The organism is Microbacterium umsixpiens (assembly GCF_053543675.1).
In genome coordinates this window covers 3,513-4,713 of sequence record NZ_JBLVOH010000138.1, presented here as the reverse complement: position 1 = coordinate 4,713, position 1,201 = coordinate 3,513, and the positions used below count along the sequence as shown (strand labels likewise).

The following is a 1,201-nucleotide window of genomic DNA, read 5'->3' as shown; positions in this document are numbered from 1 at the left end:
GTCGTCGTGAGCTCTTCGCTCGCTACCTCCGGGCGATCTCCCCGCTCTACGCGACCCCTCTGTGATGGCGGGACCGCTTCCTCTGGGAGACCCTGCGCCGGCTGACGGACATCTGCCCGACGACCTTCCCGTCGACACGAGCGTGCCGTTCTCGGCCTACCTGCACATCCCGTTCTGCACGGTGCGCTGTGGCTACTGCGACTTCAACACCTACACGTCGACCGAGCTCCGCGGCGCCAAGCAGGAGGACTACGCATCGACGCTGATCTCTGAGATCGGCCTCGCCCGTCGAGTGTTGGCCGATGCGGGGGCGCTGCGGCCGATGGACACCGTCTTCTTCGGCGGGGGTACGCCCACACTGCTGCCGGCCGGCGATCTCGCGCGGATGCTGGAGGCCGCGGCCTCAGCTTTCGGACTGGCGGAGGGCGCGGAGGTCACCGTCGAGGCGAACCCCGACACCGTGACGCCCGCGGTCGCGCGCACGCTGGCCGCCGCCGGTGTGACGCGGATGTCGGTCGGTATGCAGTCGGCTGTGCCGCACGTGCTCGCCTCGCTCGACCGCACGCACCGGCCCGAGAACGTGACCACCGCGGTCGCCGCGGCCAAAGACGCGGGTCTCGCCGTCAGCGTCGATCTGATCTACGGGGCGCCGGGGGAGTCGCTCGCCGACTGGGAAGCCTCGCTCGACGCGGCGCTCGCGCTGGAGTCCGACCACATCTCCGCGTACGCGCTGATCATCGAGGACGGCACGAAGCTCGCTCGCCAGATCCGCCGCGGAGAGGTTCCGACCCCCGACGACGACCTGCAGGCCGACATGTACGAGCTCGCCGACGCGCGTCTCGCAGCCGGTGGCTTCGACTGGTACGAGGTCAGCAACTGGGCGCGCACGCCCGAGCAGCGGTCGCGGCACAATCTCGCGTATTGGCGGGGGAGTGACTGGTGGGGCTTCGGCCCCGGAGCGCACAGTCACGTCGCCGGGCTGCGCTGGTGGAACGTGAAACATCCGGCGGCGTACGCGCAGCGGCTCGCGGCATCCGAGTCGCCCGCAGCCGGCACGGAACGACCGGACGCCGAGTCGCGGACGCTGGAGCGGATCCTGCTGCTGAGCCGCATCCGCGAGGGGATCGCGATCGACGAGGTGCCCACCGCCAACCGCAGCCGCGTCGCCGGACTGATCGCCGACGGGCTCGTGGGCCCCGCC

The 1,201-nt window shown here is 71.0% G+C and carries 1 protein-coding gene; it reads left to right on the top strand.

Annotated features, from left to right (window positions below):
• Window positions 1–64 precede the first annotated feature (64 nt).
• A partial coding sequence (hemW, locus tag ACNPM4_RS13955; RefSeq protein WP_448986052.1) for a radical SAM family heme chaperone HemW occupies window positions 65–1,201 on the top strand: 1,137 nt, incomplete at its 3' end.